We start from the raw sequence: 16,959 nt of genomic DNA on the forward strand, positions 1-16,959 counted from the left end.
CGGGGCGGTAAGGGGCTACAGCGGCTCAATCACCCCCCACTCCCCACGGTCTGCCGGTCGTCGGCCGGTGCGGCGGCGGGCTTGTTGCCGCGCATCAGCAGGGCGACCAGCAGAGCGCCCGCCGCGGCCACGGCCGCCGCTCCGGTGAAGGCGGCGCCGAACCCGTCGGTCAGGGCGGGCAGATCGCCCAGCTTCCCGGCCCCCTGCGAGGTGGCGACCGCGGTGAGTGCGGCCAGTCCGAGGGCGGAGCCCACCTGGTAGGTGGTGTTGACGATGCCGGAGGCGAGTCCGGCTTCCTCCTGCCGGGCTCCGGAGATCGCCGCCATCATCGCCGGTATGTAGGCGAGGGACATACCGACCGCGGCGACCAGCGACGCCGGGAGGACGTCCACCAGGAAGGAACCCGTCGGTTCGATCGCGGAGAGCCAGAGCAGCCCGGCCGCCAGGACCAGCAGACCACCGGAGATCAGCGGCTTCGCGCCCCACCGGCCCAGCAGCCTGGCGGTGATCAGGGTCATGAAGACCATCAGCAGCGCCGTCATCGGCAGCAGCGCGGCGCCGCTGGCGAAGGCCCCGTAGCCCAGGACCTGCTGGAGGTAGAGGTTGAGGAAGTACCACATCGGGATCCAGGCCGCGCCCAGCAGCGCCATCCCGAGGTTGGAGATGCCGAGGCCCGGGGTCCGCCAGATCGCCAGCGGCATCAGCGGTGTCCGTACCGACTTCTGGATCACCAGGAAGAGGCCGAGCAGGACGGCCGCGCCGATGAGCTGGAGGACGGTGGCGGTGGTGCCCCAGCCGATCTCGGGGGCCCGCACCACGGCGAAGACGGCGAGTGCCAGACCGGCGGTGACGGCGGCGGCGCCGAGGACGTCCACGGCTCCGCGGCGGGGTGCCGCGGCGGGCAGCAGACCGGTGGCGGCCAGGGTGGCGAGACCGATCGGCACATAGATCATGAAGATCCACGGCCAGCTCATCCACTCGGTGAAGACACCGCCGAGGAAGACTCCGGCGGTACCGCCGGCCGGTGCCGCGGCGCCGTAGAGCGCCATCGCCTTGCCCAGCTCCCTGGGGCTGTGCCCGAACAGCATCATCAGCAGGGTCATGGAGGCGGGGGCGATCAGCGCCCCGCCGACGCCCTGGACGGCGCGGCCGACGACCTCCACCCAGGCGGTGGTCGCGGCGGCGGCGACCACGGATCCGGCGATCAGCACCACCCAGCCGCTGACGAAGATCCGGCGGGCGCCCAGCAGGTCGGACAGCCGTCCGCCGAGCAGCAGCAGTCCGCCGAAGGCGATGACATAGGCGTTGAAGACCCAGCTCAGGTCCTCGGGGGAGAAGCCGAGGTCGCGCTGCATCTCCGGGAGCGCCACCCCGATGATCGAAGTGTCCATGATCACCATGAACTGCGCGGTGGCCAGCACCAGGAGTGCCCACCAGCGCCGTGGGTCGACGGTTGACATCGCCCGTCCCCTCTCTGAAAGTTCTATACCCCTTGGGGGTATCCCTCGGGGCGAGAAGGAATATACCCCCGAGGGGTATCTGGAAGGCAAGGGGGTGCGGAGATCTTTTTTGGCCGCGGCGCTCCGGCGGGGCCCGAACGGGTCCTCCGCCGTTGCCCGGCTGCTCTCCGGGCGGTCCCCGGCGGCTCGCGGACCTCTCCCGGGCGGGCCATGCAAAAGCCCGCCACCGGAGGTCCGGCGGCGGGCGGGGGCGGGAGTGAGGGGAGTGGCTGGGTCGTCTCTTTCGGATCTTGCCGGGCTCGCTAGGCGTTGCGCCCGGGCGGCTCCGGCGCGTGGACCTGCAGGGCCCGGGTCACCAGGCGTACGCCCCGTGCCAGCCGGTCCAGTTGCTCCAGCTCGGCCGCGTACATCAGGATCGCGCTCTCGACGATCCGGCCCGAGACGCCGAGCGCGGGCAGTTCGGCCCGCGAGGTCCGCAGGGCCGCCCGCACCGCGCCGATCTCGTGCTGCAGCTGCCACTGGGCGTGGCGGGCCAGCACGATGGGGTGCCGGGTCAGGGTGGGGTAGCCGGCGTAGCGCGCCGGGACCAGGGTGCGCAGCCAGAGGGCGGCGGTCTGCTCCCAGCCCGGACTGCCGGGCGCGGTGACCTGGAGCGGCCAGTCGGCGGCGCGGGCGCCCCGGGGCGTTGCGGTGGCGGACCCGCCGCCGGATCCAGCGGCGGGTTCACGGGGTGTTCTGGCGGCCCCGGCCCAGGGGTTGGCCGAGGCCGCCGGGTGGGCTTCCGCAGGGGGCGGAGGCCCGGACGGAACATCGCGGTGGCGACGCGAGGAGGAGTGCGTCATGGCGCGATGCCCGGCTCTATGCGGCGCTCGGGGCGCCGTGGACAGGGGGGCCGGCGGGGCGTGGGTTCTTCTGCATATCGCGGACGGCCGGCCTTCCTCGGAGCATGGTTCGGTCGCGGAGCGGATCGATTCGGTCGATCTCCGGACCTCTTCAGGCAGTAAATATATATACCGTCGAGTAAGCAAGAGTAAGAAAATTTTCATGCATATCGGGATGTCCGCCGGGTGAACGGGTGGCGCGATCGGGGTTGTTGGAGGTCCGGCCCGCGGGGCGCGCCCGGCGGACCGGCGGGGTCCGGTCAGTCGTCGAGGAAGAAGTCGTGCTGCTCGGCGGCGTGTTCATAGCTTTCGAGCCGCGTCTGGGTGCGCTGCGGATCGGCGTCCGCCATGGCCTGGAGCAGTGCGGCCGAGAGCACACCCGGAGCCGCGTAGGAGTCGAAGACCAGACGTGAACCGGTGCCGGCCACCAGGATCTCGTCCGCCTCGTCGGCGAGCGGCCCGAGGGGGAGATCGGTGATCAGGGCGACCTTCAGCCCGGCCGTACGGGCCGCGCGCATCGCGGCGAGCGTCTCGTTGGCGTGCCGGGGCATCGCGAAGGCGAGCACCCAGCTGCCGCCGGCCTCCCGGGACTGGAGCAGCGCGTCGTATGCGACGCTGCCGCCGCGCGTGACGGTCCGGACGTCGGGGTGGATCCGCCGGGCCGCGTAGGAGAAGTACTCGGCCAGCGAGACCGAGATCCGCAGACCGAGCACGGTCAGCGGGACCGAGCGGGCCAGCTCCCGGCCCAGGTCCAGCATCCGGTCGGTGTCGGCGAGCAGCCGCCGGAGGTTCTCCAGATTGTCGATCTCCGCGTCGACGGCGGCCTGGAGCTCGTTGCGCCGCTGCTCCGTACGGGTGTCCGGGGTCCCGGCGATCGCGCTCAGCGCGATCGGCTGGAGGGCCTCCCGCAGGGCGGGGTAGCCGCTGAAGCCGACCGAGGCCGCGAACCGGGTGACGGACGGCTGGCTGACCCCGACCCGGTCCGCGAGTTCGGTGATCGACAGGAAGGCGGCCTCGGTGAGGTGGTCGGCGATGTACTGCGCGATCCGCCGCCGTCCCGGCGAGAGCCGGTGGCCGCCGAAGAGGGCGAGGACCCGGTCCACCGGCGCGGGTTCCGGCTCGGGCTCGCCGCCTCCCGGCGTGATCGCAGACGCCTGTGCGCGTGCCTGCTGATCTGATGGCACCGGTGTCACTCCTTCTCGTCCCGCTCCCGCTCAACATAGCCCAGCCGACGGGCCGGGCAGAGGCCGCCGCCCCCCGCCGTCTCGTATACCGGACGGTAGGCGGACAGCCGGACGGACCCGGGCCGGTGACCGGGAGTACGGCGACCACGGGGCCGCCGCGGCCCGCCGTGCCTGCGCCCCGGCCCCGTCCTCCCGCGGTCCCGGACGGCCGCTCGGCCCGGGCCGCCCGGTGCCGTCCCGGGCCCCGCCGCCCGGGCGTCCGGCCCCGCCCCGGCGGCCGTCCGGAGCCCCGCCGGGCCGCAGCTCCGGCCCCGGGCGTCCGGCCCGGTCCCGGTCCCGGCCCGGCAGGTTCCGGGACCGGTGCGCCCGCCGGAACCCCGCACCGGATGACCGCGAAGGAGATGCGCCCCCACCGGGCCGGGGCGCATCCTGGCTGTGTGACCTCGAACGGCGCGCCCGGGGACACCCCGCCGCAGCGGCACGGGGCGACACCCGCGGAACCCAAGGGCGGCGGGGCGGTGCCCGATGAGCTGGAGCTGCTGCTCACCGAGGTGTCCGTGGGCGCCACCGAGGCGGTCGGCGGCTTCGCGGGCGGGGTGTATCTGCCCTCCGGCACCACGGAGGGACTGCTCCGGCTCTCCGTGATGGCCGGACTGCCCCTCCGGCTGTTCCGGCCCTGGTGGCGGGTGCACGAGAACCGGCCCTTCCCCGTCTCGTACGCCCACCGTTCGGGACGGGCCGTCTATCTGCCGGACGCCGAGGAGGCCATGCGGCGCTTCCCCCAGCTGATGGTCAGCCTGCCGTTCCCCTTCAGCGCCCTCTACGTCCCGGTCCTCCGCGGAACCCAGCGGTTCGGGGTGCTCGGCGTGCTGCGCAGCCCCACCCCCGGCAGGCCGGTCGCCCAGGGCGACCGGCAGCGGATGCAGCGCGCCGCCGACCGTCTCGGCGAGGCCCTCGGAGCGCTCCACGACGACGGCCTCCCGATCGTCTGGGACGCGGAGCCCGTCCCCGTACAGCTGCCGTCCCTGACCGCGCCGCCGGTCCGGGTCGGGCACTTCGACTGGGACCTGGACACCGGGGCCCTCACCGGCGACGAGGCGTTCCGCCGGATCCTGGGCCGTAGCTCCGGCGACCGCCCCGGCCGGGCCGAGGACCTCACCGGCCGCCTCGCCCCCGAGGACGCGGCCGGACTGCTGGCCGTCGCCCGGCGGACGGCGGTCGCGGGCCGCAGTTCGGCCCGCCGGATCCGGCTGCGCGGCGCCGACGGCCGGGCGCATCTGGTCGAGCTGTCCGGCGGCCCGCCGCGCCGCCCCGGGGCGGCCGAGGGGCCGTCCGTGCTCCACGGCTCACTCGTCGACCTCGGCGCGGGGCCCGTCGTCACGGAGGCCGTCGACCGGCTGCCGCGGGCGGTGCTCACCCTCGACCGGCTCGGCCGGATCACCCATCTCAACCACACCGCCGAGCTGCTCCTCGGCCGGGGCCGCCCCGAGCTGATCGGCCGGGTGCTGTGGGAAGCGCTGCCCTGGCTGGCCGACCCCGCGTACGAGGACCATCTGCGGGCCGCCCTGATGGCCCCCACGCCCGTCTCGTTCATCGCCCGGCGGGGTGAGGGCGAACGGCTGGAGGTGGGCCTGTACTCCGGCCACGACGGGGTCACCGTCACGCTGCTGCCCGCCGAGCACCCGGTCGGCGGCAGACGGGCCCGCCCGGCGGGCGCCCCGCCCCCGGGCGGCCCGTTCGCCGCCCTGTCCGGGCAGTCCGCCGCGATCTACCGGCCGGTCGCGCTCGCGATCGCGCTCACCGAGGCGGTCACCGCCCGCCAGGTCTCGGCCGTCGTCACCGACGAGCTGCTGCCCGCCTTCGGCGGCCGTGCGCTGGCCATCTACCTGCTCCACGAGCGGCATCTCTTCCTCGCCTGGGAGACCGGCTTCCCGCAGGGCTTCCTCGACCGCTTCGACGGGGTGGGCCTCGACGCCCGGCTGCCCGGGGTGGAGACCCTGACCACCGGCCGGCCCCTCTTCTTCGAGTCCATGGAACAGCTCGCCACCGCCTATCCGGGCATCCCCCTCGACGCCCATGTCGGCGCCCGCGCCTTCCTCCCGCTGATCGCCTCGGGACGGCCCGTCGGCTCCTGCATCCTGGGCTTCGACCAGCCGCGCACCTTCGGCGCCGAGGAGCGCACCGTGCTCGTCGCGCTCGCCGGGCTGATCGCCCAGGCACTGGAGCGGGCCCGGCGGTACGACACCGAATCGGCGCTGGCCCGCGGACTCCAGGACGCCCTGCTGCCCCACCGGCTGCCGGTTCTCGACCAGGTGGAGACCGTCGGCCGCTATCTGCCCGGCACCCAGGGCATGGACGTGGGCGGCGACTGGTACGACGTGATCGAGACGGACGGGCTGATCGCCCTGGTGATCGGTGACGTCCAGGGCCACGGGGTGGCCGCGGCCGCCACCATGGGCCAGCTGCGCAGCGCCCTGCGGGCCTTCGCGCTGAGCGGACACGGCCCGCCGGAGGTGATGGGCCGTACCAACCGGATGCTGATCGACCTCGACCCGGGGCAGTTCGCGAGCTGCGTGTACCTGGTGCTCGACCCCGCGACGGGCCGGGCGCGGGCGGTACGGGCGGGTCATCCGCAGCCGCTGCTGCGTCACCCGGACGGGCGTACCGAGGTGCTCGACCTGGCGGGCGGTGTGGTCCTCGGGGTGGACCCGGCCGCGACGTACCCCGTCACCGAACTGCTGCTGGAGCCCGGTTCGGTGCTCGCGCTGTACACGGACGGGCTGGTGGAGCGGGCGGGTGCCGATATCGACACGGGCGTCGAGCGGCTGCGCGCCTCACTCGCCGGGCGGGAGGCCGAACCGCTGCCGGAGACCGCCAACCGGCTGATCAGGGAGGCCCGTCAGGCCGAGGACCGCCCCGACGACATCGCGCTGCTGCTGGCGACGCGCTGGGAGTGAGCGCTTCCGGAGCGCCGGTGGCCCCGGCCCGGAGCTTCCGGGCTCGCGGCCCCTGCCCGGAGCCCCTTGCCCCGGAGCCCGTAGCCCGGTGGTCGTAGCCCGGTGGCCCCGGAACCCCTCAGGCAGTACGGCTCCGGCGGGCGGACCCCCCGGAGCCGTACGGACCGGCCGACCGGCCGACCGGTCCGTACGGCCGGCCGGGTCCGCGTCAGCGGACCAGGTTCACCCCGGTCTCGGCCGAGTAGCCGTCGACGGGGAACGGCAGGCCGCCCTTGGCCAGCTCCACGGCGGTCACCTTGACGCCCGCCTCGCCCGGCACGAACGTGCCCTGGGGGCTGCCGGTCACCTCCCAGGTGTGCAGCCGGCCGTCGCAGACGGCGATGAACCCTTCCAGGTCGGCCCGTGAACCCCCCTGGCGGGCCTCGGCGTCGACCAGGACCGTTCCTGAGCCGGGGGAGCAGTAGTAGGTGCCGGTGAGCACCAGCGAACCGTCGGGGGCGATCCGGCCCGTGGAGTCGACGGTGACGGGCTCGGGGGCGAACTGGGCCCGGGCGGTGCCGGGCAGCAGGAGGGCCGAGAGTACGGCGGCGAGGGCGAGCGACGGGAGAACCGCGGCGCGGCGAGCGTTGATCATGCCCGCACAACGAGTGCGGTGCGGTCCGGTGGCGCCGGTCCACACCGGTGGGCGAATCGTTCGATCATGATTCGGAAGAGCGCCGGGCGCGGCGCCGTACGCCGTCCGGCCGACCGCTCCCCGCCGCCCGGGGACCGTGGTTCCGGCAGCTCCGGAGGGCCGCTGACCACGGCCGCGGCCATGGTTCCGGACAGCGGGGCAATGGGCCGTTTCGGGCCAGCGGAAAGCCGGACAGATGTTCTCCTTCGGGTGATTCCCGGGAGTGAACTCGGGGTAATCGCAGCCGGGCATGGTATTGAGCTGGGAGGCATCCGTTCGGGCATATGCCAGAAACAAGCCAGGAGTGCCCGCCCCGACGGGGTGAAGAACGCATCCGTTACCCGGACGAGTGTTTTCCCCAAGACTTGTTGATGAGTAGGGTGTGATCCCGCCGCCGGTGATCCACACGGATCCGGCCGCCGCATTCCCCCGGCCACGACCGGGCCCGGGCCGGAATGCGGGCCGGAGGCGGCGTCAGGGGCGACGGGGGAGGGGAACGTGCCTGCCGGGTCTTTCGGGGGACAGTACGTCTGGCATCCGGCGGCCGACGACCGTCGGCTGGCGCGCGCCTGCATCGACGTCAAGGCCGGCCGCTACCTCGGCGCCGAACGCGCCCTGCGCGAGACCCGGGGCGACTACGGCACCCGCGCCCACCGCTCCCTGGTCCTGGCCTCCGAGGCCGCGGACTCCGACCTCGCCGAGCGCTGGCTCGCCGAAGCGCCCGGCCCCGAATCCGCGCTGCTCTGGGCCCGGGTGGCGATGCTCCGCGCGCTGCGCGCCGAGGACAGCGGCGCCCGGCACGCCGGCGCGCTCCTCGGCATCGCCGAGACCGCCTGCGAGCGCGCCGCCCTCGCCGATCCCCGCGACCCCACCCCCTGGGTGGCCAGGCTCGCCCTCGCCCGGATCCGCCGCCCCCGCGATCCCGCGCCCCAGGGACTGCTCACCGCGCCGTCCGGCCCCTGGCCGCTGCTGGCCCGGGCGTTACGCCTGGACCCCTGGAACCGCGAGGCCCACCACCGCTTCCTCGCCTTCTACTTCGCCCGCTACGGCGGCACCGCCAGCGCCCGCTGGGACGTGGCCTCCTTCCTCAGCCACCGCGCCCCCGTCGGCTCGGCCCTGCGCCTGCTGCCGCTGGTCGCCCTCGCCGAGGAGTACGACCCCTCGTCCCTGCTGGCTCACCGCACCTGGCGCCAGCCCCAGTGGGTCGCCACCGCACTGCACGGCTACCGCAACTGGCTGCCCGAGGTCCCCCGCTACCGCTTCACCCCGGTACTGGACCTGTCCTATCTGGCGCACGCCCTCTACATGGGCCGCCGGCAGCCGGAGGCCCGGGAGGTGCTGACCGCGATGGGACCGTACGCCGCGCGGATGCCGTGGAGCGCCTTCGGCGACCCCGGCGACCAGCTGACCAGGGCCCGCCGCATTCTGGGCCTGCCGGTGCCCGCCGCATGAGACCAGCAACTTCGGGACGCTCGGGAAAGGGGCCGACGGTGCCGGAACACCTCACCGCCGTTGGACGCAGGAATCGCCACCGGGGCGACGGGACCGTCGCCCTCGACGACGACGCGACCCTGCACGCCATGGGATATCCCCGCAAACTCACCCGCAGATTCCGGGCCTTCGACAATTTCGCCATTTCCTTCACCATCATCAACGTCATCTCCGGAATCTTTTCCGCCTTCGGCTACGGAATGGCCGCGGGCGGTCCGCTGATCCTGGTCGCGGGATGGATCTCGGTTTCCGTGATGGTGCTGTTCGTCGGCGCCGCGATGGCGGAGATCGCCTCCGCCTACCCCACCAGCGGCGCTCTCTACTTCGCCGCCGGGAAACTCGCCCGCAGGCACCGCGGCGCCTGGTCCTGGTTCACCGGCTGGCTCAACTTCGTGGGCCAGGTCGGCGGCACCGCCGCCACCGCCTACGCCGCCGCCGCGTTCCTCCAGGCCTTCGTCACCCTCTACCACCCCGGATACCGGGCCACCGGCGCCAGCACCGTCGCCATCACCGCACTGATCCTGCTCGTCCAGGCCCTGGCCAACACCTACACCGTGGATCTCGTCGCCATCGTCATCCGGATCTCGGTCTGGTGGCTGGCGGGCGGCGTCACCCTCATCGTCGGCTCCCTGCTGCTGGTGCCCGGGACCCACCGGCCGCTGGAGTTCTCCGCCCACTTCGTCAACGACACCGGATTCACCAGCGGGGTGTACGCCGCACTGCTCGGCCTGCTCGTGACCAGCTGGACCTACACCGGCTTCGACGGCAGCTTCCATATGTCCGAGGAGACCGTGCGCTCCACGGTCAGCACCCCCTGCGGCATCGTCCGGGCCATCGGCTGGTCCGCCCTCGCCGGACTCGCCCTGATGCTGGCACTGGTCCACTCGGTCGGCGACTACGCCGCGACGGCGGGCGCCCCGGTCGCCTCCGTACGGGTGCTGACCGACGCCCTCGGCACCGGAATCGCCGGGCTGCTGATGCTCGTCGTCATCGGCTCCATGCTCTTCTGCGGACTCGCCAACATGACCAGCAACGCCCGGCAGATCTTCGCCTTCTCCCGCGACGGCGCCATGCCCGGCTCCCGCCTCTGGCACACCGTCAGCATGCGCACCCGGACCCCCGTCAACGCGGTCTGGCTGGCGGCCGGCTGCTCCTTCACGCTCACCGTCCCCGGCCTCTGGTCCCACACCGCCTTCGCCGCCATCGTCAGCGTCAACGTCGTCGGCATGTACCTCGCCTACGGCATCCCCATCTTCCTGCGGCTGCGCCTCAAGGGCGAGTTCCGGCCCGGCCCCTGGCACCTGGGGCGCTGGGGCGTACCCGTGGCCCGCGTCGCCGTCGTCTGGATCGGGCTGAGCAGTGTGCTGTTCGTCCTTCCGCACGCCTCACCCATCACCCCCACCACCTTCAACTACGCCCCGATCGCCCTGGTGGCCGTGGTGCTGGTGGCCACCGTCTGGTGGTTCGCCACCGCCCGCAGACGCTTCTCGGGGCCGGTCAGCTACGGCAGCCCCGACGAGGTGGCCGCGATGGACCTCATCTGACCGGCCGCCGGACCGCGGACCCGCCCGGGTCCGCACCCCACCGTTCCCCTGCGACCCTCCGGAAGGAACGCATCCGTTATGATCAACCCCCTCTCCAGCACCCAGGACACCACCGGCCTCACGGTTACCGGCGCCACCCTGGAGGAGTGGCTCCAGATCGCCGAATGGGCCGCCGCCGAAGGCTGGAACCCCGGCAACGGCGACGCCGCCTGCTTCCATCCCACCGACCCCGAGGGCTTCTTCGTCGGCCGTCTCGACGGCCGGATCGCCTCCGCCGTCTCCATCGTCCGCTACGGCGACGACTACGCCTTCCTCGGCCACTACCTGGTCCGCCCCGACCTCCGCGGCCGCGGTATCGGCCTGGCCACCTGGCGGGCCGCCCTTCCGCACGCCGGGGCCCGGCTGGTCGGCCTCGACGCCGTCCCCGCCCAGCAGGGCAACTACGAGCGCTCCGGCTTCTCCGCCGCGTACAGCACCGTCCGGTACGGCGGCAGCCCCCTGCGCAGCGGCAGCGTCGCGCCCGGGGTGGTGCCCGTCACCCCCGATCTGCTGTCCGCGGTCGCCGCCTACGACCGCTCCTGCTTCCCCGCCGATCGCGGCACCTTCGTCGCCCGCTGGCTCGCGGCCCCCGGCCACACGGCGTACGCGAAGCTCGCCGACGACGGGCGGATCACCGGCTACGGCGCCATCCGGCCCGGGCGGGACGCGCACCGGATCGGCCCCCTCTTCGCGGACACCGCGGCGGACGCGGAGGCGCTCTTCGACAGCCTCACCTCGGAGCTGGGCGCCGAGGAGCAGATCGCCGTCGACATGCCCGAACCCCATGCCGCGGCCGGGGCGCTGGCGACCGCCCGCGGACTGACGGCCCAGTTCCCGACCACCCGCATGTACACCGGCCCGGCGCCCGAGGTACGCACCGAGCGGGTGTTCGGGATCACCTCGCTCGAACTGGGCTGACCCGCCCCGGCCCGGCCGGCGGCCCGCCGCCGGTCAGGGCCCCGGCGACGCCGGGGAGGCGGGCGCGGAGCCGATGGGCGGCGAACCCCCCGCCGGATAGCTCGCCGGAGGCGGCGGGGACTCCACCGCGGGCGGCGACTCGGCGGGCGCGGACGGCTCCGAAGGCGGCGGCTGCGACGGCGGCTCCGAACCGGGCTCGGACGGCGGCTTCGACGGGGACTCCGAGGCCGGACCGGACTCGCCGGGCGACGCGGACGCCGTCTTCGACGCCGACCCGGACGCCGAAGGCTCGGCGGACGACGACGGCGGGGACGACGGCAGCTTCTTCTCCGGGGGCGCCGTCGGCCGGTCGGCGCCCCCGCCGGTACCGGCCGGCCGGGTGAACCAGGTTCCGTCGGCCGCGTCGAAGACCGTCAGCTCCTTCAGTCCGGCCGCTGCCGGTTCGACGATCACCACGCCCTCGTCCCGGTACCCGGGCCAGGAGTCACCGGTCGTTTTCGGCTTGCCGCGCAGCGCCTCGGGCGGGGTCAGCGGATTCCCGCAGGCGCACCGCACCCGCGGCACCCCCCGGTCGTCGACCAGGACCGCCGTCCCGGCCTGGAGCACCGCCTGGTAGGACGTGGACGCGCCGTCCCGCCAGCCGTGGTTGGTGACCCGGGTGTCGATCCGCAGCTGAACCGGGGTCAGGGACCGCAGATAGTCCGGTACGGCGCCGGGCGCGATGCCCAGCACCCCGGCGAAGGCCGTGTTCTTCGCCTGGTCGGCCGAAAGGTAGCCGATCTGCTTCTCCACGTCGCAGCTCGACTTCTGCTCCGTACCCCCGTACAGCCCGGGCGTCGCCCCGGACACCGCGCGGACCGTGTTCTCCGCCGGCGGCGGTCCGGTGGGGGAGGCCGTCTCCTTCGGCGGGGTGCTCTCCTGCGCCGTGGACGCGGTGTACGGATCCGGGCCGGTGGAGCCCGCCGCCTGGAGGAACACCTCCGGGCCGGACGCCGAGCCCGAACCGCCCCCGCCGCCCGGCAGGGTGAGGACAAGGACGATCGCGATCACCGCGGCCGCCGCGATGCCGATCAGCGCCGTCCGGGGAATCCGCCGCCACCAGGGGCCCTCCGGTCCGCTGCCGGGCTCCGCCGGACCGCCGGACCCGTCACCGCCCCCGCCACCACCGCCTCCGCCCGTTCCGCCGCCGGAGTCCCCGGGGCCGCCCGGACCCTGCCCCGACACCCGGGTCGGCGGCGGCGCCGGCTCCGGACCGGGCGGCGGGGGAGTGGTACCCCCGCCCGACGGCCCGGCGAGCGGGCCGGACGGGGGACCTGTCGGACGTTCGGACGACGACGGCTCGGCGCTCACGGGCTCTTCCCCTGCTCGGAGGAGATCGACGGACGGCCCGGCGGACGGATCCGCACACTGCGGGCGGTGCGCCGGGGCCCCGTGCCGGAGGCACGGAGCGGAGCGCGGGGCCACGGGCCGGGAGCGGCCGCCGGATACCCCGCAGCTCATTGTGTGCGCCCGCCGCGGACCGTCCGCAAGCCGGGACGGGCCGTCGGCGCGACGCGGTCGGCCCCCTCCGGCGGGCGGTGCGCCCCGCCGCTGCTTAGCGTGACGGCGTGAGCCAACAGCCAGTGCCCGGGCGGCGCCCCCCGGGCCCCCCACCCGTCGGCCGGACCCCCTACGGCTGGATCCAGGCCTTCCTCGCCGTGGCCGCCGGGCTGGTCGCACTGGTCGTCACCGCCGCGCTGGGGCTGTGGGCCGCGGGCGCCCAGGACCTGCCCGGCGGGGCCTTCCCCCAGGTCGTCGCGGCCACCGCGGTCCTCGCCGCGGGCGGTACCGTCGAACTCACCGGCGGCGCCGGTGACCTCGCGGCCGGTGGCGGCGACCTCTCCGCCGTCCCCCTCTCGGTCACCCTCGCGGCCGCCCTCGTCCTGGCCCGCGGCTTTCTGCGCCCCCTGCGCCATCACGCCGTGGTCGGCACCCGGGACCTGGCGGGCTGGGCCGCCCGGCTGGGGCTGCTGTGGGCCGTCGTCCTCGTCGGACTTGCGGCGGTCGCCCGGCACAGCTTCGACATCACCCCCGAGGGCACCATCGCCGACATCGGCAGCATCCTCGGCCTCTCGGCGGAGGCCGGGTTCGCCGCCGACGTACCGCTCACCCTGCTGTACGGGCTCCTCTGGCTGGCCGCCCTGTTCGCGGCGGCCCTGCTGGTCTCGCACCGCGCCGCCCTGCCCGCCCGGCTGGTCCGCGCCGTCGCCCCGGTCCGCCCCGCCGCCCACGCCGTCGCCCTGCTGCTGCTGGCGTACGTTGTGCTGGCCCTGGTCGCCGGACTGGTGACCGCCGCCACCCGGGGGCATCCGGCCGAGACCTTCGCGGTGATCCTCCTAGGCCTGCCCAACCTCGCCTGGCTCGCGCTCACCCTCGGCCTCGGCACCGTCTGGGACGGCCTCGCCGAAGGCCCCTTCGGGCTGCCGATGCCACGGGCCCTGGACACCGTGCTCCGCACCCCGGGCGGTACCTCCCTCGACCTGAGGTCCCTCGCCGCCGAGAACGCCGGTGCCTGGTGGCTGCTGGTCGCCGCCGCCGTCGGCGTATCCGCCGCCGCGGTCCTGGCCGCCCGGCGCTCATCCCCCGGAACCCGCCCCTGGCAGCACGCGGTGCGGACCGCCGCGGTGCTGGCCGTCGCCATACTGACGGTCTGTCTGCTCTGCCGGGTCCAGGCCCACTACGGTCTCTCGCTGCTCGGCCTCGGCGATGTCGGCGGCGCCCTGTCGGGCCGGGTCGAACTGCTGCCCCGCTGGTGGACGGCGCTCCTCGCGGCCGTGCTCTGGGGCCTGGTGACCGGCTTTCTCGCGGGGCTGGTGCACCGGTCCCGCACCGGCACCGCGGTGCGGTGACAGCGGCCGTTGCCAGGGGGCGTTGTCAGTGGGGCTCCCTACGATGGCACCACGAACTGATGGGCGATCCGACGCGGGGAGCACAGCATGGTGTGGACGGGGCATCCCCGGCTGACGGCGGGGCCGAGGACGACGGCATATCTGCACTCCGTGTTCGTCCCGGGCACCCGGCTCGGCGGGGTCTACGACCAGCCCGAGGTGGATGTCACGGTCGTCGACCTGATCCACGCGGCCACCATCCGCATTCCGAGCGGGCGGCTCGGCGTGGGTAACCCCTGGTCGAACGACTGGGTCACGGTCGGGCCGTGGGAGGACTGGCCCGACGCGGACTGGCGGGAGCTGGCGGAGCGGATACCCCCGGGTGCCTACCGGGTGGAGACGGCCTGGACCAGCGCCGTCATCGAGTTCAACGGCGAACCCCTCGATATGCGGGACTGCTCCGGGAGCCGGCTGATCGTCCGTGACGAACCGGTGGTGGGCTGGGAGATGGCCCTCGGCACGGGGGAACGTGTCGAGGACATTCCCCACGGCCTGGAGCCGGGATTCTGGACGGACACCGGCATGGGCTGTTTCGCCGACGCCGAACACTGGCGGACCCTGACCCGTCCCTTCCGCAAGCACCTCGCGGATGCCATCGCGCGCCCCGGAGAAACCGTGGGCCGGGACACCGTCACACTGCCGGACGGCAACGAACTGGTCAGGGACGATACGGTCGGGGCCGATCTGGTGACCGTGGCCGCGGAGGAGACCACCCTCCCCACCTGGCTGGGGCGGACGGCCGCGGGGGAGGTCGCATGCCTCGTCGTCGCACCGCCCGTGATGATGCTGAGGGACGACGCCATGCCCGAGCCCACGGACTGACCCGGGCACCCGGCGGGCCGTGCCGTTTCCACGGCGGCTCGCGCACGCCGTCAGCCGGACGGTCCAGGGCCGGAGTTCGCCGGGAGCCCGGGGAAGACCGGCAGCGCCCAGGCCGGTGGCGCGGGCGGCGGGGCCGGGCCCGACGAACCCGGGGGCACCAGCGACACCACCCGGGTCGGAGAGCGCCCCGGTCCGGTCGCCGCGGCGCGCAGTGCCGTGACGAACGCCCCGCACGAGCCGTAGCGGTCGTCCGGGACCTTCGCCAGCGCCCGGATCAGCACCTCGTCCACCGCCGCCGGAAGGTCCGGGCGGCGGGCCGTCAGCGGCGGCGGCGGGTCGAACTGGTGGGCCCAGAGCAGGGCCATATCGTCGTCCCGCTGGAACGGCGGCGCGCCGCCCAGCATCTCGTACACCACGCACGCCAGCCCGTAGACGTCGCACCGGCCGTCCACCGGCCGCCCCGAGATCTGCTCCGGCGCCACATAGTCCAGGGTGCCCACGAACTGGCCCACCGTGGTGAACCCGGTCAGCGACAGCGACTTCTTCGTCAGCCCGAAGTCCGTCAGATACACATGCTCCGGATGCTCGCTGTCGGTCCCCTCGGCGACCAGCACGTTCCCCGGCTTCACATCGCGGTGCACCAGATCGTGGCGGTGCGCGGCGTCCAGCGCCGACGCGGTCTGGGCCGCGATCCGGCCCGCCGTCGCCACCGGCAGCGGCCCCTCCCGGCGCAGCATCGTCCGCAGGTCCTGGCCGGGCACGTACCGCATGGCGATGTACAGCAGCCCGTCCGCCTCCCCGGCCTCGAAGACCGGCACGATATGGGGATGGTCGATGGCGGCGGCCACCCGGGACTCATGGCTGAAGCGGCGCCGGAAGGTGTCGTTGCGGGCCAGTTCGGGGGCGAGGAGTTTCAGCGCGACCGTCCGGTCGAGCCGGAGGTCCCGGGCCCGGTACACCACCGCCATACCGCCCCGGCCGATCTCCTGCTCGATCCGGTAGTCGGCGATCCGCCGCCCCGCCAGTTCGGTGGGCCGCCCGGACGGCGGTCCGGGTTCCGCCGGTTCCGCGGCGCCGCCGTTTCTGCCGTCACCGGTGCCGGTGCCGGTGTCGTTGCCGGTGCCGTCGTGCGCCGTCATCGGCGCTCACCACCGGGGCGGGTCGGCGGCGGCGGTACGGGACCGCCGGGCTCGACGACCCTGGTGGGCGGCGGTGCGTCGCCGGAGCCGTGGGCCGGTCCGGGCTCCTCGACCACCCGGGTCGGGGGCGGCGCGCCGGCCGGGGGCGGCTGCCGTACGGGCTCCGGCGCGCCCGCGGTACCGGGCGTGCCGTCGGCCGGGGAACCGTCGCGCGGCGAACCGCCCTCCTGCCGCCCGCCGTGCGCCGTCCCGCCGTCCGGTGCGCCGCCGTCCTGTCCGCCGGCCCTCCGGGTATCCCGGTCCCGGCCGTCGGCGTTCGGTGTGCCGCGGTCCGGCGCGTCAGCGTCCTGCCCGTCAGCGTCCTGCCCGTCACCCTCCTGTCCGTCGCCGTCCCGCCCGTCGCCGTCCCGCGCCTCGCCGGGGCCGGGCGGTACGTCGTCCCGGGCCGGCCGGGACACCGCGTACGTACCCAGCCGCACCCCGTCGCCGTACACCCACCGCTCGTGCTCCGCCTCGTACAGCCAGACCGACTCGCCGTCGATCACCACCCCGGCCCGCAGCCCCCGGGTACGGCTGCGGAAGGTCTCGCCGTCGATCCGGCCGCCCGCGAGATCGTCCGCCGCGCTGCGGTAGCGGCTGACGGCCTCGCCCGCCTTCGCCAGCTGGGGGCGCTGGTCGGCCGTCCTGGTCAGCGGCCGGCCGGTCGCGGGCGGCGGCTGCGGCACCACGACCAGCAGCCTGGCGTCCACCCAGGCCGACCAGCCGTTGGCGCACACGATCCGGCCCCAGTCACCGCGCCGGTCGGCCAGCAGGACCGGCAGCAGCGCGTCCAGGGACGCGGCGGGCCGGCCGTCGCCCGGATTCTCCCAGGCGGACAGTCCGCCCGGCGGCACCACATGCGTCGGGGTGAAGTCCTCGGTCATC

The 16,959-nt window shown here is 74.6% G+C and carries 13 protein-coding genes; 6 read left to right on the forward strand and 7 right to left on the reverse strand.

Features of this window, described 5'->3' with window-relative positions:
- Nucleotides 1-29 precede the first annotated feature (29 nt).
- From ACWDR0_RS19230 to ACWDR0_RS19240, 3 genes are all read right to left on the reverse strand, one after another.
- On the reverse strand, nt 30-1,460 hold the full coding sequence (locus ACWDR0_RS19230) for an MFS transporter (RefSeq protein ID WP_456352890.1): 1,431 nt from the start codon (nt 1,458-1,460) through the stop codon (nt 30-32).
- Between the two features lie 302 nt (nt 1,461-1,762).
- Nucleotides 1,763-2,302, reverse strand: coding sequence for a hypothetical protein (locus ACWDR0_RS19235; protein ID WP_456352891.1), 540 nt, complete (start codon nt 2,300-2,302; stop codon nt 1,763-1,765).
- 299 nt (nt 2,303-2,601) lie between these two features.
- Nucleotides 2,602-3,525 (reverse strand): MurR/RpiR family transcriptional regulator, encoded by a 924-nt coding sequence (locus tag ACWDR0_RS19240; protein WP_456352892.1) that lies wholly within the window; start codon nt 3,523-3,525, stop codon nt 2,602-2,604.
- Between the two features lie 401 nt (nt 3,526-3,926).
- Here ACWDR0_RS19240 and ACWDR0_RS19245 point away from each other — a divergent pair, with 401 nt between their 5' ends.
- Nucleotides 3,927-6,482 carry a SpoIIE family protein phosphatase gene (locus tag ACWDR0_RS19245; RefSeq protein ID WP_456352918.1) on the forward strand — a complete coding sequence of 852 codons (2,556 nt, stop codon included), beginning with the start codon at nt 3,927-3,929 and terminating at the stop codon, nt 6,480-6,482.
- A 208-nt stretch (nt 6,483-6,690) separates the two neighbouring features.
- On the opposite strand, the gene ACWDR0_RS19250 is transcribed toward ACWDR0_RS19245, so the two are convergent.
- Nucleotides 6,691-7,116 (reverse strand): DUF6299 family protein, encoded by a 426-nt coding sequence (locus tag ACWDR0_RS19250; RefSeq protein WP_456352893.1) that lies wholly within the window; start codon nt 7,114-7,116, stop codon nt 6,691-6,693.
- Nucleotides 7,117-7,653: 537 nt separating this feature from the next.
- Between ACWDR0_RS19250 and ACWDR0_RS19255 the strand changes: the two genes are divergently transcribed.
- The 3 genes from ACWDR0_RS19255 (at nt 7,654) to ACWDR0_RS19265 (ending at nt 11,147) form a co-directional block, all read left to right on the forward strand.
- Nucleotides 7,654-8,607 (forward strand): hypothetical protein, encoded by a 954-nt coding sequence (locus ACWDR0_RS19255; protein WP_456352894.1) that lies wholly within the window; start codon nt 7,654-7,656, stop codon nt 8,605-8,607.
- 128 nt (nt 8,608-8,735) lie between these two features.
- Entirely contained in the window at nt 8,736-10,190 is a 1,455-nt protein-coding gene (locus tag ACWDR0_RS19260; RefSeq protein WP_456352919.1) for an amino acid permease, read from the forward strand.
- 78 nt (nt 10,191-10,268) lie between these two features.
- Entirely contained in the window at nt 10,269-11,147 is an 879-nt protein-coding gene (locus ACWDR0_RS19265) for a GNAT family N-acetyltransferase (RefSeq protein WP_456352895.1), read from the forward strand.
- 33 nt (nt 11,148-11,180) lie between these two features.
- Here the strand turns inward: ACWDR0_RS19265 and ACWDR0_RS19270 are convergent, their stop codons facing one another.
- Nucleotides 11,181-12,497, reverse strand: a complete 1,317-nt coding sequence (locus ACWDR0_RS19270; RefSeq protein WP_456352896.1) for a DUF6777 domain-containing protein — start codon at nt 12,495-12,497, stop codon at nt 11,181-11,183.
- Nucleotides 12,498-12,754: 257 nt separating this feature from the next.
- Between ACWDR0_RS19270 and ACWDR0_RS19275 the strand changes: the two genes are divergently transcribed.
- Both ACWDR0_RS19275 and ACWDR0_RS19280 read left to right on the forward strand, forming a co-directional pair.
- Nucleotides 12,755-14,035, forward strand: coding sequence for a streptophobe family protein (locus ACWDR0_RS19275; protein WP_456352897.1), 1,281 nt, complete (start codon nt 12,755-12,757; stop codon nt 14,033-14,035).
- A gap of 87 nt (nt 14,036-14,122) precedes the next feature.
- A complete protein-coding gene (locus ACWDR0_RS19280) occupies nt 14,123-14,896 on the forward strand; it encodes a DUF4241 domain-containing protein (protein WP_456352898.1) in 774 nt (257 codons plus the stop codon).
- 50 nt (nt 14,897-14,946) lie between these two features.
- On the opposite strand, the gene ACWDR0_RS19285 is transcribed toward ACWDR0_RS19280, so the two are convergent.
- Together ACWDR0_RS19285 and ACWDR0_RS19290 are read right to left on the reverse strand one after the other, a co-directional pair.
- Nucleotides 14,947-16,035 carry a serine/threonine-protein kinase gene (locus tag ACWDR0_RS19285; RefSeq protein WP_456352899.1) on the reverse strand — a complete coding sequence of 363 codons (1,089 nt, stop codon included), beginning with the start codon at nt 16,033-16,035 and terminating at the stop codon, nt 14,947-14,949.
- Nucleotides 16,032-16,958 (reverse strand): hypothetical protein, encoded by a 927-nt coding sequence (locus ACWDR0_RS19290; RefSeq protein ID WP_456352900.1) that lies wholly within the window; start codon nt 16,956-16,958, stop codon nt 16,032-16,034. Before ACWDR0_RS19290 ends, ACWDR0_RS19285 begins: the two co-directional genes overlap by 4 nt.
- Nucleotide 16,959 lies beyond the last annotated feature (1 nt).

This window comes from Streptomyces sp. NPDC003691 (genome assembly GCF_053981115.1).

Excerpts from the sequence above, each read along its gene's own strand:
- ACWDR0_RS19230 (WP_456352890.1), bottom strand. The coding sequence starts at position 1,460 with ATGTCAACCGTCGACCCACGGCGCTGGTGGGCACTCCTGGTGCTGGCC.
- ACWDR0_RS19235 (WP_456352891.1), bottom strand. The coding sequence starts at position 2,302 with ATGACGCACTCCTCCTCGCGTCGCCACCGCGATGTTCCGTCCGGGCCT.
- ACWDR0_RS19245 (WP_456352918.1), top strand. The coding sequence starts at position 3,927 with ATGCGCCCCCACCGGGCCGGGGCGCATCCTGGCTGTGTGACCTCGAAC.
- ACWDR0_RS19250 (WP_456352893.1), bottom strand. The coding sequence starts at position 7,116 with ATGATCAACGCTCGCCGCGCCGCGGTTCTCCCGTCGCTCGCCCTCGCC.
- ACWDR0_RS19260 (WP_456352919.1), top strand. The coding sequence starts at position 8,736 with ATGGGATATCCCCGCAAACTCACCCGCAGATTCCGGGCCTTCGACAAT.
- ACWDR0_RS19265 (WP_456352895.1), top strand. The coding sequence starts at position 10,269 with ATGATCAACCCCCTCTCCAGCACCCAGGACACCACCGGCCTCACGGTT.
- ACWDR0_RS19280 (WP_456352898.1), top strand. The coding sequence starts at position 14,123 with ATGGTGTGGACGGGGCATCCCCGGCTGACGGCGGGGCCGAGGACGACG.
- ACWDR0_RS19285 (WP_456352899.1), bottom strand. The coding sequence starts at position 16,035 with ATGACGGCGCACGACGGCACCGGCAACGACACCGGCACCGGCACCGGT.
- ACWDR0_RS19290 (WP_456352900.1), bottom strand. The coding sequence starts at position 16,958 with ATGACCGAGGACTTCACCCCGACGCATGTGGTGCCGCCGGGCGGACTG.